A 12,503-nucleotide genomic window follows, 5' to 3' on the forward strand; every position below is an offset into this window, starting at 1 on the left:
GTTTTTATCGCACCAGTCAGCCAAAAATAACAAAGCCAGCGAATGCTGGCTTTGTCTAAGATGCAAGTCTTACTCTTACACAGAGCCTACAGGCATCAGCCCTTAATCGTCATATAAGCCACGATCGCAATCAGCAGCGGTGCGACCACGGCAGCAAGCAGGCGATAGCCTGACAGCACGTGTTTATGCATTTCGTCCTGCAGGATTGGCTTGATTTTGTGCCAAATTGCCCAGCCAACAAACACGGCGGCAAACATACCGCCCAGTGGCATCAGCAGGTTCGATGCGACAAAATCCATCAGGTCAAACGGCGTTTTGCCAAAGACTTTCATGCTTTCGGCCATGCTGCCAAACGACAGTGCTGCTGGTACACCCAGAATCACGTAGTTGGAAACAGACACGACCAATGTCGCTGTGCGACGTGCCATGCCGTATTCATCAATCAGGAAAGCAACCGCTGGTTCGAGGATCGAAATCGAAGAGGTGACTGCTGCGAACAGTAACAATGAGAAAAACACCAGTGCCAGTAACTGGCCACCAGCCATTTGCGCAAACAGGGCCGGCATCGTGATAAAGGTCAAGCCAGGGCCAGCCGCCGGGTCAACGTGGAAGGCAAATACCGCCGGCAGAATCATCAAGCCAGCCAATACTGAGGCCATAGTCGCAAGGCCGGCGATCCACAAACCTGCGTTGACAATTTTGGTCTCTTCACTTAAATACGAACCGTACGCGATCATCAGACCGGCACCGACCGACAGCGAGAACACCGCCAAACCCAGCGCATCTAACACCATCTTAATCGACAGCTTGCTCCAGTCCGGCGTAATAAAGTACATCACGCCTTCCATCGCGCCTGGCAGCGTCAGACTGCGGTACACCAGGAATAACATCAACGCGAACAACACTGGCATCAACACCTTACAGATCCGTTCGATACCAGCTTGCACGCCGGCGACGACAATCAGTGCTGTAATACCCATAAAGCCGGCGGTGTAAATGAGCGAGGCTGTCGGATCGGCAATAAAGTTGGTGAAGGTATCACTGAGCACTTTGGCGTCAGTGGTTAAGATGTCGCCTTTGACCGCTTCGACGATGTAGGCAATGGTCCAGCCACCGACGACGCAATAAAAGCCCAGGATCAGATAGACACAGAGCACCGAGATCCAGCCGGCCCAATGCCATTTGCCTTTGCCAAGCACCCGGTAAGCGGAAGTGGCTGATTTTTTCGCGCTGCGGCCAATCATCATTTCCGCCAGCATCATCACGACGCCTACCGAAAATACACAAGCCAGGTACACCAGTAAAAATACGCCGCCGCCATTGGCGCCTGCGACATAAGGGAATTTCCAGATTGCACCCAGGCCTACTGCTGAGCCAGCTGCGGCCAGAATAAAGCCGATGCGTGAGCCCCAGTTGCCGCGGGCGGTTAATTGATCAGTCATGATGTTCTCGTCGGTGAATCATTCGTTTTAATAATTATGTGGGTTGGTAGGCAACCCCGGTCCTGCTGTTGCGCAGAAGTCAGACAGAGGCAGCAGCAATGTAGAGGAAAGCGCGGGGTAAATGCAACCAAAAAACGCTGAGAAAAGCCGCGCTGCGGTTAGCAACAGGTTAGCAATGCAGCAGGTCATGGTTTTCTGCGGCAGCAGGCGCCAGTGCAGGGTTGGACCAGTTTGTCCGGTTTTCATTTGCTACAAACCGGCAACATTTGGCCAGCTGGCGTATCGATGCGATGACAGCTAAGGTTAAAACCGGGAGTCCAGTGGAGTGGCAATGCATGCGGAATTGGTGGTGGTTTATTCTCTGGTGCTGGCTGAGCCCGGCCACCGCCACAACAGTGGTGACGTTGTATGCGTACCACAATGCGCCGCCCTTTGTGATCAACGCAGAGAATGACACTGGGCTGAATTATGATCTGATCCGCGCACTCCAGCAGGAATTGGGCGACCAGTATCAACTGAATCTGCAGCAAATCAGCCGGCCTGAACTGAATCAGCGGCTGGCGGCACGATTACCGACCATTGCCTTGTGGACCAACCCGGCCTGGTTTGTGGCAGATGCAGAGCCTTACCTCTGGTCTGGCACTTTATTCAGCGATCGCGAAGTCTTTGTGTCGCCGTATCAACATGCACATAAAATTCAGCAGCTTAATGAACTGACCGGCAGCCGGATTGGTGCTATCCGCGGTTATAGCTATCCGGGTTTGAATGAGTTGATTGCCGAGGGCAAAATCCAGCGCATTGATACCGATTCGGACAAAGAAAATCTGACGCGCTTGCTGGAAAAACAGCTGGAGCATGTGGTGATCACACGCTCCAGCTTTTTATATTACGGGCGGCAAACCCAATATCTCGGTAAGCTGAAAATTACCGGTCAGCCTTATCCGGCCTATCGCCGGCAAATTCTGTTTACCCGGGATTATCAGCAGCTATATCCAGAGTTTGAACAGGCATTGCAGCGACTGACGTTGCAGAAATACTGGCTGGACCGGCTCAGTCTGTACGGCTTAAAACCGCTGTAATAGCAGCCTGCCGCTGCTTGCAGGTGCGCGGACGCCTCAGTACACTGACGCCCCCACCGTCATGGACCATATACCAATGCGTTTAGATAAATTTGTCTGTGATTGCACCGGACTGACGCGTAGTCAGGCCGGCAAACTGATCCGCCAGGGCGAAATCCTGCTCAATGGCGTGTTGTGCAAGCAGCCGGCGCAGCAAATCAAAGACAGCGATATTGTTTTGCTGGATAACGAGCCACTGCAACTGACCGGGCCGCGTTATATCCTGCTGCACAAACCCACCGGGTATGTCTGTTCGACTGACGACCCGGATCACAACACAGTGTTCGTGTTGCTCGATGAGCCTAACGTCGAAAAACTGCATACCGTCGGCCGGTTAGATTTAGATACTACAGGCTTGCTGCTGATCACCGATGATGGCCAGTGGTCACATAAAATCAGTAGCCCAAAACATCATTGCGCCAAAACCTATCGCGCTTGGTTAGCTGATCCGGTTGAAGACAGCGCTATTGCCTTGTTTGCTGAAGGTGTGATGCTGCGCGGCGAAAAAGATCTGACCAAACCGGCACAGCTGGAAATTGTCAGCCCGACCGAATGCCTGTTGACCATTCATGAAGGCCGTTACCATCAGGTCAAACGGATGTTTGCCGCCATTGGCAATAAAGTGGTACGGCTGCACCGCGAACGTGTAGGTTCGCTGGCGCTGGACGAAAGTCTGGCCGAAGGTGAATATCGTTTTCTGAGCGCGGACGAAGTCGCCTCATTTAAGTAAGTTTCTAATTTGTAATAAGTATTTAACCCTGACTAAGCGTCAGGGTTAAATACTTTGCGCCTTGCCCCAACGATCCCACATCATTTGATCTCGACTGCCTTTTATTAATCTGGTTTTTCGGTTCGATCCAGCTGTAGGCACGGCACTTTCTAATTAGAATTTTCTAATATATACTTATATTAAATTTATCTAATGCAGTGTGTGGCGACTATACTGTTCCTGCCTCAGGGAACTATGTCGGGGAACTATGTCGGGGAACTATGTCGGGGAGCTATGCCAAGCACCAGCGCATGGAAATGCTACACAGCAGCAACGCAATACATTGGGAGGCAATATGCAGATGAAAGAACTGGGACAGCAGCTAAGTGCGTCATTGACCGCGCTTTTTACTATGCTTGCCATTGCCATACAGCCGGTGGCAGCGAGCGCAACAGAGTGGCATACGCTAACACCGCAGGCGCAACCGGTCTGGCTGGAATTACCGGCGCTGGTCGAAGCGGTGGCGCAATCGACCATTTCAGCTCAAACCTCAGGCCGCATCATTGAATTGCCATTTGATGTGAACGATCTGGTGCCGCAGGGTGCGGTGGTGGTGCGTTTTACCGATACTGAACAAAAAGCCCGGCTGGCGCAGGCTGAAGCGGCGCTCAGTGAAGCGCAGGTGCGTTTTATCGAGCAGGACAAAGAGCTGAAGCGGGTGCAGCAAATTCATCAGCAGGGGCTGGTCGCCAAAGCTGCGCTGGATTTGGCACAGGCCAACTTTAATGCCGCCAAAGCCCGCCAACAACAAGCCAGTGCCGCTGCCAGTGCAGCAAAAGAGCAGCTAGAGCAAACCGTGGTGCGAGCGCCTTACAGCGGTATTTTACAGCAGCGACTGGTCGAGCTGGGCGAACTGGCGACGGTCGGCAAACCATTGTTGGTCGGCCTGAGTCTGGAACACTTACGTTTAACGGCGCAGTTACCGCAACAACAATTACAGGCTGCGCGGCAAAGCAACGCGGCCGAGTTGCAATTGGTCAATGGCAGTCAGCTGAGTCTGGGCGTGCCGGATCTGACCATTGCGCCACAGGGTAATGCGCTCAGCCATAGTTTTCTGCTGCGACTGAAATTACCAGTCGCTGATTACAGCGCCCAGCAACTGTATCCGGGCAGCTGGACCACACTGAAACTGCAAACCGGCAGTCAGCAGCAATTACTGTTACCAGCCAGCGCCGTGTTATGGCGCGGTGAAGTGGCGATGGTGTATCTGCAGCAGCCATCCAAGCCGCAGTTACAACCGGTGCGGGTGTTACGACTGCATCAGCAGCAATATCAGCTCTTATCGGGTCTCAGTGCCGGGCAGAAGATAGCGTTGGATGCGCAGGCGATGCTGCAAAGCCTGCAACCGGCGGCTAATGCGACAGTGCAGGAGTCAAAATAATGCAACTGGGCATCTCCGGCCGTTTAGCGGCAGCCTTTAAACAAAATCAGATCACGCCACTGCTGGCGCTGGTCAGTTTGTTGCTGGGGCTGTTTGCGGTGCTGGTCACACCGCGTGAAGAAGAACCGCAAATTGAAGTGACATTTGCCAATGTATTTATTGCTTATCCCGGCGCTTCGGCTGCCATGGTGGAGCAGCAAGTCGCAGTGCCGGCGGAAAAAATCATCGCCGAAATTGCCGGCGTCAAACATGTGTATTCAGTGTCAGAACCTGGCCGAACTGTGCTGACCGTGCAGTTTGAAGTCGGCGAAAAACGCACCGACGCGTTAGTGCGCTTATACAACGCATTTTACGCCAAAGCCGACTGGCAACCCGCCGCCGCTAATATTGGTCCCGTGCTGATCAAACCCAAAGGCATCGATGATGTGCCGGTGTTTGCCGTCACGCTGTGGAGTAAAAACCCGCAGCTTGGCCGCGCTGAATTACAAGCCGCCGCCAATCTGCTGGAAGAACAGCTGCAGCAAGTACCCGGCAGCCGCGATATTTATACGATCGGCCGCCAAGCCGAGCAGGTCAGCGTGCGGCTGGACCCAGCGCGGTTAGGCGCTTATCAGCTGTCGTTACCGCAATTAAGCCAGGCGCTGCAGCAAGCGGGTACGGTGCGCAGCAGTCAGGCGATGCTGGCGCCGCAGCAGCTGGTGCAGCTGGAAAGTGGCAGTTTTTTATCCAGCGCTGATGAAGTGGCGCAGCTGGTGGTGGCAGTGCGTAGCGGTACACAAGGTGAATTGCTACCGGTTTACTTACGCGACGTTGCCGACATCAGCCGCGGTGTGGCTGAACCTGATACTTATGTGCAGCATCTGCAGCCGGTTGGTTCGGATAACAACGCACTGAGTTCTGCTGCTGTCACTGTAGTCGTGGCGAAACAACCGGGTTTTAATGCGGTGGATGTCACTGCTGCATTACAGGACAAACTGGCACAGCTGCAACAGAGTTACTTAAGTCAGGATATCGAACTGAGTATCAGTCGCGATTATGGCCTGACCGCCAAAGATAAAGCCGACACGCTGATCCATAAACTTGTTTTTGCCACCGCTTCGGTGGTGTTGCTGGTCGGTTTCGCACTCGGCAAACGCGAAGCCATAGTCGTCGGTGCGGCTGTCGTGATCACGCTGGCGCTGACGTTATTTGCATCCTGGGCCTATGGTTTTACGCTGAACCGGGTGTCGTTGTTTGCGCTGATTTTCTCCATCGGTATTTTGGTCGACGATGCGATTGTGGTAGTTGAAAACCTGCACCGCCATTGGCTATTAGGTGGCAAACCGCTGTCTGAGGCGGTGCCGCTGGCGGTCGAAGAAGTTGGCAGCCCGACTATTCTGGCCACTTTCACCGTCATCGCCGCATTGCTGCCGATGGCTTTTGTCAGCGGGCTGATGGGGCCTTATATGAGCCCTATTCCGCTGAATGCCAGTATGGGCATGCTGATCAGTCTGCTGGTCGCCTTCATTTTCACGCCCTGGTTATTCCTGAAGATGTTTGCCAACCGCACGCCGGCGGCTGGTGCCCATCATGCGCAGGATGAAAAACTCGAGCATTTCTTCCGCCGCCTGATGCAGCCGATGCTGCGGGCGCGGGCAGGGCGCAGTAACCGGGTGAAACTGCTGGTGGGCTTACTGGCCGCGATCACGATGTCGGTGCTGCTGGTGACCAGTCAGCAGGTCGTGCTGAAAATGCTGCCGTTTGATAACAAATCTGAGTTTCAGGTGGTGGTGGATTTGCCTGAAGGCAGCACGCTGGAGCAAACCCAGGCCGTGCTGAATCAGGTGAGTCAGGCGCTTTTGACCTTACCGGAAGTCACCCATTTGCAGACTTATGCCGGCACCGCCGCGCCGATGAATTTTAATGGCCTGGTACGGCAATATTATCTGCGTCAGCTGCCGTGGCAGGGTGACGTGCAGGTCAATCTGCAAGACCGCCATCAACGTGACGAGCAAAGCCATGCCATTGCGCTGCGCGTGCGGCCGCTGCTCAGCAAACTCGAACAAAGCACCGGCGCCAGCATCAAGCTGGTGGAAGTGCCACCCGGACCGCCGGTGATGGCGCCACTGGTCGCCGAAGTGTATGGCCCGGATTATCAGGCACAGCTCAAAGCCGCGACGCAGCTACAACAGCAGTTTGCGGCGACACCGCTGCTGGTCGATATCGACAGCACGGTCGAAGCACCGCAGCCGCGCTGGCAGCTTATCGCTGATCAGCAAAAAGCTGCACTGCTGGGCGTGTCGGTCGAGGCGATTAATCAGACTTTACAAATGGCCGTGGCCGGTCATACCGCTACTTTTGTCCGTGACGACCACAAGCGCCAGTTGACGCCGGTCGAGCTGCAACTGGGCGAAGGCGTGCTGGCCAACTGGACAGCGCTTGGCCAGCTACCGGTGGTGAGCCAAACCGGCCAACTGATTGCGTTGTCTGAACTGACGCGCAAAGTCGAAACCACGCGGGAAAACACGATTTATCGCAAAGACTTACGCCCTGTGGTGTTTGTTACAGCCGATCTGGCCGGTGGCCCGGACAGCCCGCTGTACGGCATGCTCGATGTGAAAGCTGCGCTGTCACAGGGCGACGCCGCGCCTACGCAACAGCTGTTCAGTGTGCCAACGGATACCGACCAAATCAGTATCAAGTGGGACGGCGAGTGGCAAATCACTTTTGAGACTTTCCGCGACATGGGCATCGCTTATGGCGTCGGCCTCATCATGATTTATCTGCTAGTGGTGGCGCAGTTTAGATCTTACGGCGTACCGCTGATGATCATGGCGCCGATTCCGCTGACGATTATCGGCATTATGCCGGGCCATTGGCTGCTTGGTGTGCAGTTCACCGCGACGTCGATGATTGGCATGATTGCGCTGGCCGGTATTATCGTGCGTAACTCGATTTTGCTGGTCGATGCGATCCAGCAACAAACGTCAGCTGGTATCGATCTGGAGCATGCCGTGGTGCACGCTTCAGCGGTGCGGGCGCGGCCTATTATCCTGACCGCACTGGCGGCGATGTTAGGCGCGATGTTTATTCTGGATGACCCGATCTTCGGTGGTCTGGCGGTGGCATTGATTGCCGGTTTAGGCGTGTCGACCGTGCTGACGTTGGTGGTGATCCCGGTGGTGTATTACGCCTATCACTATCAGCGCGTTTGATCCTGCCTAAAAAAAATCATACTGCATCACCGCAACCCAATGGTTCTCGTAGAACTCGCGGTGATGCAGCTCCCAGCCTAATTTTTCGTAAAACGCCTGCTGGTCTTCAGTAAACAGATACAGCTTCCTGAGCTCGCGCTGGCGCGCTTCTGCCATCACCTGCTTCACCACTTGTTTGCCTAAGCCTTTGCCGCGTTGCAGCGGGTGAATATAGATATTGGCAAGCCACGGGCTTAACTGCTGATTGGTGGTCATATCCGATAGCAACAAAGACGCAGTGCCAATCGCTTCACCCTGCGCATCCAACAACACCCAGGTTTGTGGCAGCTCATCCTGCTGCAGCGACTCGCGCAAGTCAGCAGCGAAATCTTCCACCGATTTATGCGGGAACAAGGCGTGCCATTCATCAAAATGCCAGCTTGCGATGGTCGGGATAAAGTCAGCACATTCAAGCAGATTCAGCAGTTGCATCGGGGCGGTTCGATCTTCAACAAATTCAGTTGCCGCAGTTTAGCAGAGGCCTGATGGTTTCAGAATAATCTTAATTGATTCAGTGATTAAGCGTTAAAAAAAGGTTGCATAGCCCATTGGCACGTCGAGACAACTGTTGATAAGATCGCGACAGAACCTATGGAAGATTGGCGCAAACATGTATCAGTTACTGCAGTTGTTTCCGAGCCAGGTACTCAAAGTAACCTGGCCGCAAGCGCAACGTTTAAATCCGGCATTAATTGCTGAAGTGCTGAATTTGAGGGGCCAGTTACCTTCAGTCAGTAAAACTAATGTCGGTGGCTGGCATTCACCTTCGGTGTTACAAGAGCGGAACGAACCGGCGCTGCGTGAGTTTACCGACACGCTGCCCGCTCATTTGTCGGCCTGGGCGCAACAATTTTTCGCCCTCGAGACACCGCTGGACCCGGAGCTATGGCAAATGGAGATCTGGGCGAACTGTAATGAAACCGGTCATTTTAATAGAGCGCATGATCATTTCCGTAGCGGCGTTGTCGTCAGTGCATTTTATTATCTGCGTTGCGGTGGTGCCGGTGTCGGCGGCGAAACAGTGTTTATTAATCAACAAAGTTGCCCGCTGAATATTCATAGTCCGGTGCCGTTACGTGAGCAGAGTTTCGCCGTGACGCCCGAAGATGGCGATATGTACATCTTCCCGAGCTGGCTGGGGCACCGGGTGAACCCGTATCTGGGTCAGCAAACGCGGATCAGTCTGGCGCTGAATGCCTGGCATCCGGCACTGAATGTGCGGAAAAAAACCGATAAACAGCGTTTTGCCGGATTACGGCAGGTGCTGCGGAAAATCCGTCGTTGATGGCATACCGACAGCCTGGAGTAGATAATTTCGGGCTGTCATCTCTGATATCGGGCGGTTGACCGCAGTCCCTGCACACAAATGCACGAAAGACCGGTCCGATGGGCTACAAACTATGTAACTCAGTTGCCCAAGGACCCAAGATGTCTCTGCTCAAACCACTATGTATTGCGACTTTGCTAAGCCTGACTGCGCCCGTCGCAGCCGACCCTGCCACCGCGCCAGAATTTATTGATACCTTTGCCAAAATTTTTGGGGAACATCCCGGCGTGCGCAAAGGCCACGCCAAAGGTATTTGTATCGCCGGCGACTTTCAGGGCGCTGCCGCCATCCAACCCTACAGTAAATCAGCCTTGTTCAGCGGCGCCAGTTACCCGTTAATCGGACGTTTTTCGATGGCCGGTGGTAATCCGAAAGCTGCAGAAAACAGCCGTTCTCCGCGTGGATTGGCGCTGCAAATCAAGCTCAATAATGGCGAGCTGCAGCATTTCGCGCTGTTGTCGACGCCGATGTTTGGCGCCAAAGATCCGGAGTCATTTCTTGGTCTGCTAAAAACGCTGATCCCGGGCCCAGACGGTAAACCAGACATGGCGAAAGTGGCCGCGTACCGCGCCGCCCACCCGGATACGCAGGCGCAGGCCAAATATCTGGCCAGCACACCACCGCCGGCCAGCTATGCCAATACGCCATATTTTGGCCTGCATAGTTTTATGCTGACGAATCAAAATGAGCAGCAGCAGGCGGTGCGCTGGCAACTGCAACCGGTCGATGGCGTGAAAGGTTTAACTGCAGCTGAAATTGCCGCCAAACCCAGCGAATTCCTGCAACAGCGACTGGCAAAGCAGCTCCAGCAGGGGCCGGTGCAATTTAAGCTGCAACTGGTGCTGGCCGAAGCCGGTGACAATCTGCTCGACCCTTCAATCGTCTGGCCGGCGTCGCGCAAAACGCTGGATGCCGGTTTGGTGACGCTGCGCACGCAGGGTGACAACGCTTGCGACCAGGTGAATTTTGACCCCAATGTGCTGAGTGCCGGCATCAGCCCCAGTGCAGACCCAATCCTGGCGATGCGCTCGGCGGCCTACGCGATTTCCTTTGGTAAACGGCTGACCGGCCACTGATTTTTGCCTGATGCATACCATAGCCAAAGCCACTGCAAACGTATGCAGTGGTTTTGCACCAAAGCGGTGCTATTCGCGGTACGTTGACTTCGACTAAGCTGAGGCGGTCTTTATTCACCGGAGCCGCCCATGGCCAGATCTATGCTGCGTACTGCCTTTTCCCCTGTCGCTTTTGCTTGTCGCCGTGCTGTACCTGCACTGAAGGTGTCATTGCTGGCGGCGTTGTTGTCAGCCTGTCAGCCAGCCCCTGAGGCCAGTAAGCCTGTTAGCGCGGCTGTCACGGTACAAAAGGTAAGCGAACAAAAAACCAGCCAGACGCAGACCGCTGCAGTGACCACGCCCTGGTGGCAGGACGCAGTGTTTTATCAGATTTGGCCACGCAGTTTTGCCGACAGTAACGCCGACGGCACCGGTGATTTCAACGGCATCGCGCAAAAGCTGCCGTACTTAGCTGATTTAGGTGTCGACGCGCTGTGGCTGACGCCGATGTTTGAAGCGCCGAGTTATCACGGTTATGACTTTACCGAGTTTTATCAGGTTGAAACCGACTACGGCAGTCAGCAGGAATTCAAAGCGCTGATTGATGCCGCCAAAGCAAAAAATATCCGTATTATCCTCGATTTAGTGATTAACCATATCTCAGACCAACACGATTGGTTCAAACGCTCCGCCGCCGGTGAAGCGCCGTATAAAGACTACTTTATCTGGCGCAAAGACCTGCCAACCGACGGCTGGGGCCCGGCCTGGGATGCCAGCAAAACCGACCCGAAAGTGGTCTGGCATTACCATGAAGGCCGCAAAGAATATTATTACGCTGCTTTTGGCGCGTCACAGCCGGATCTGAATCTGACCCATCCGGATGTGGTCGCTGAGATGAAAAAAATGGCGAAATACTGGCTGGATATGGGAGTTGCTGGGTTTCGCTTAGATGCGGTGCGTTATGCCATTGAAACCGGGCCGGATGGTCAGGCCGATACCATGGAAACCATTGAATACTGGAAAGATTTCACCCAATACGTCAAGTCAGTGCAGCCCGATGCGATGCTGGTCGGTGAAGCCTGGGCCGACCTGCCGGTCGCAGCCAAATATGCCGGTGATGGCAAAGCACTGGATGCCGGTTTTGATTTTGAATTTGGTTATAAAGTGCTGGAATTGCTGCAAGGCAACGGTGGGGTCAAAGCCGAATTTGGCACTATGAATAGCAACACTGCCAGTGGTGCCGAACAGCTATTGCAGGCCAATTTCAACGCGCGTAAGGCCGCCGGTGTTGCCATGGGTTACTTCAGCCCGTTTCTGACCAACCACGACCAACCGCGGCTGGGCTGGCAGTTACAGGGCGATCAGGCCAAAGCCAAGCTGGCGGCCGCGATGCTGCTGACCTCACCCGGTAGTACTTATCTGTATTACGGCGAAGAAATTGGCCTGAATCAGGCGTCGGATGCTGAACATATTCAGCGCCGCGCGCCGATGCTGTGGGACCAAAGCCCGCAGGCTGGTTTCACCACTGCCGCCAATGCCTGGGTGCAATCGGACCAACTGTTCCCGCCACAGCGCGAAACCAGCTGGTGGGCGCCGTTCCTGCAAGCGCAGCTGGCCGCTAAAGTGACGGTGGCAGACCAACAGCAAGACGCCAAATCACTGTGGTCGCTTTACAAATTCCTCATCGCGCAAAAACAACAACGCGCCGAATTTGGCGTCGCTGGCAGCTATGAAGCAAAAGCGCTGAACGGCGGCAAAATGCTGCAAATCAGCCGCGAACTGGCAGGGAAAAAGAGCATTGTGTTGCTGAATCTGTCGGCAGAGCCACAGGCGGTTCCGGCTGAATTACTGCAGGATAACAACTTGCAAAACGGCTGGAACGAAGCCGCTGCCGACGCCACACAACTGGCCGCCTGGCAGCTGCGCAGCTGGTTTAACTGAGCATCTGGCAGCGGTTCCGACCGCTGCCACTTTCCGGGTTTGGCGCCCTGGTTCCGAGCAAGTCCCCCGGTCCCCTGTGACTGATGTTGGTCGCACCCCATTTGTGTGGATGTTTAGAGCGTGTTGACGTTTGGTGTTTGTTTTTGCAGCAGTTTGGCAGCTTTTTATGCAAGGCAGTGTGAGTGCGGTGTAGTTATTCTACTCAAGCGAGCACTAACGCAGCAGAAAGAGCTGCCA

General features: G+C 54.4%; 9 protein-coding genes. 7 read left to right on the forward strand and 2 right to left on the reverse strand.

The features are described 5' to 3' along the window. Positions 1-95: 95 nt before the first annotated feature. Positions 96-1,442, reverse strand: coding sequence for a sodium-dependent transporter (locus tag ACFFJP_RS16020; protein ID WP_377246360.1), 1,347 nt, complete (start codon positions 1,440-1,442; stop codon positions 96-98). Between the two features lie 335 nt (positions 1,443-1,777). Here ACFFJP_RS16020 and ACFFJP_RS16025 point away from each other — a divergent pair, with 335 nt between their 5' ends. The 4 genes from ACFFJP_RS16025 (at position 1,778) to ACFFJP_RS16040 (ending at position 7,904) form a co-directional block, all read left to right on the forward strand. Continuing rightward, on the forward strand, positions 1,778-2,521 hold the full coding sequence (locus tag ACFFJP_RS16025; RefSeq protein ID WP_377246363.1) for a substrate-binding periplasmic protein: 744 nt from the start codon (positions 1,778-1,780) through the stop codon (positions 2,519-2,521). A 76-nt stretch (positions 2,522-2,597) separates the two neighbouring features. Beyond that, a complete protein-coding gene (rsuA, locus tag ACFFJP_RS16030) occupies positions 2,598-3,290 on the forward strand; it encodes a 16S rRNA pseudouridine(516) synthase RsuA (protein ID WP_377246366.1) in 693 nt (230 codons plus the stop codon). Positions 3,291-3,624: 334 nt separating this feature from the next. Then, on the forward strand, positions 3,625-4,710 hold the full coding sequence (locus tag ACFFJP_RS16035) for an efflux RND transporter periplasmic adaptor subunit (RefSeq protein ID WP_377246369.1): 1,086 nt from the start codon (positions 3,625-3,627) through the stop codon (positions 4,708-4,710). Beyond that, a complete protein-coding gene (locus ACFFJP_RS16040; protein ID WP_377246372.1) occupies positions 4,710-7,904 on the forward strand; it encodes an efflux RND transporter permease subunit in 3,195 nt (1,064 codons plus the stop codon). Before ACFFJP_RS16035 ends, ACFFJP_RS16040 begins: the two co-directional genes overlap by 1 nt. A 6-nt stretch (positions 7,905-7,910) precedes the next feature. On the opposite strand, the gene ACFFJP_RS16045 is transcribed toward ACFFJP_RS16040, so the two are convergent. Further along, positions 7,911-8,375, reverse strand: a complete 465-nt coding sequence (locus tag ACFFJP_RS16045) for a GNAT family N-acetyltransferase (protein WP_377246375.1) — start codon at positions 8,373-8,375, stop codon at positions 7,911-7,913. A gap of 178 nt (positions 8,376-8,553) precedes the next feature. Here ACFFJP_RS16045 and ACFFJP_RS16050 point away from each other — a divergent pair, with 178 nt between their 5' ends. From ACFFJP_RS16050 to ACFFJP_RS16060, 3 genes are all read left to right on the forward strand, one after another. Then, complete coding sequence (locus ACFFJP_RS16050) at positions 8,554-9,228, forward strand: putative 2OG-Fe(II) oxygenase (protein ID WP_377246378.1); 675 nt, start codon at positions 8,554-8,556, stop codon at positions 9,226-9,228. 143 nt (positions 9,229-9,371) lie between these two features. Beyond that, complete coding sequence (locus ACFFJP_RS16055) at positions 9,372-10,346, forward strand: catalase family peroxidase (RefSeq protein WP_377246381.1); 975 nt, start codon at positions 9,372-9,374, stop codon at positions 10,344-10,346. 129 nt (positions 10,347-10,475) lie between these two features. After that, positions 10,476-12,266 (forward strand): alpha-amylase family glycosyl hydrolase, encoded by a 1,791-nt coding sequence (locus tag ACFFJP_RS16060; protein WP_377246384.1) that lies wholly within the window; start codon positions 10,476-10,478, stop codon positions 12,264-12,266. The last annotated feature ends 237 nt before the right edge of the window (positions 12,267-12,503 follow it).

It is taken from the genome of Rheinheimera tilapiae, assembly GCF_042432165.1.
GTDB lineage: Bacteria > Pseudomonadota > Gammaproteobacteria > Enterobacterales > Alteromonadaceae > Pararheinheimera > Pararheinheimera tilapiae.

Excerpts from the sequence above, each read along its gene's own strand:
- ACFFJP_RS16025 (WP_377246363.1), top strand. The coding sequence starts at position 1,778 with ATGCGGAATTGGTGGTGGTTTATTCTCTGGTGCTGGCTGAGCCCGGCC.
- ACFFJP_RS16050 (WP_377246378.1), top strand. The coding sequence starts at position 8,554 with ATGTATCAGTTACTGCAGTTGTTTCCGAGCCAGGTACTCAAAGTAACC.
- ACFFJP_RS16035 (WP_377246369.1), top strand. The coding sequence starts at position 3,625 with ATGCAGATGAAAGAACTGGGACAGCAGCTAAGTGCGTCATTGACCGCG.
- ACFFJP_RS16055 (WP_377246381.1), top strand. The coding sequence starts at position 9,372 with ATGTCTCTGCTCAAACCACTATGTATTGCGACTTTGCTAAGCCTGACT.
- ACFFJP_RS16020 (WP_377246360.1), bottom strand. The coding sequence starts at position 1,442 with ATGACTGATCAATTAACCGCCCGCGGCAACTGGGGCTCACGCATCGGC.
- ACFFJP_RS16040 (WP_377246372.1), top strand. The coding sequence starts at position 4,710 with ATGCAACTGGGCATCTCCGGCCGTTTAGCGGCAGCCTTTAAACAAAAT.
- ACFFJP_RS16045 (WP_377246375.1), bottom strand. The coding sequence starts at position 8,375 with ATGCAACTGCTGAATCTGCTTGAATGTGCTGACTTTATCCCGACCATC.
- ACFFJP_RS16060 (WP_377246384.1), top strand. The coding sequence starts at position 10,476 with ATGGCCAGATCTATGCTGCGTACTGCCTTTTCCCCTGTCGCTTTTGCT.
- rsuA (WP_377246366.1), top strand. The coding sequence starts at position 2,598 with ATGCGTTTAGATAAATTTGTCTGTGATTGCACCGGACTGACGCGTAGT.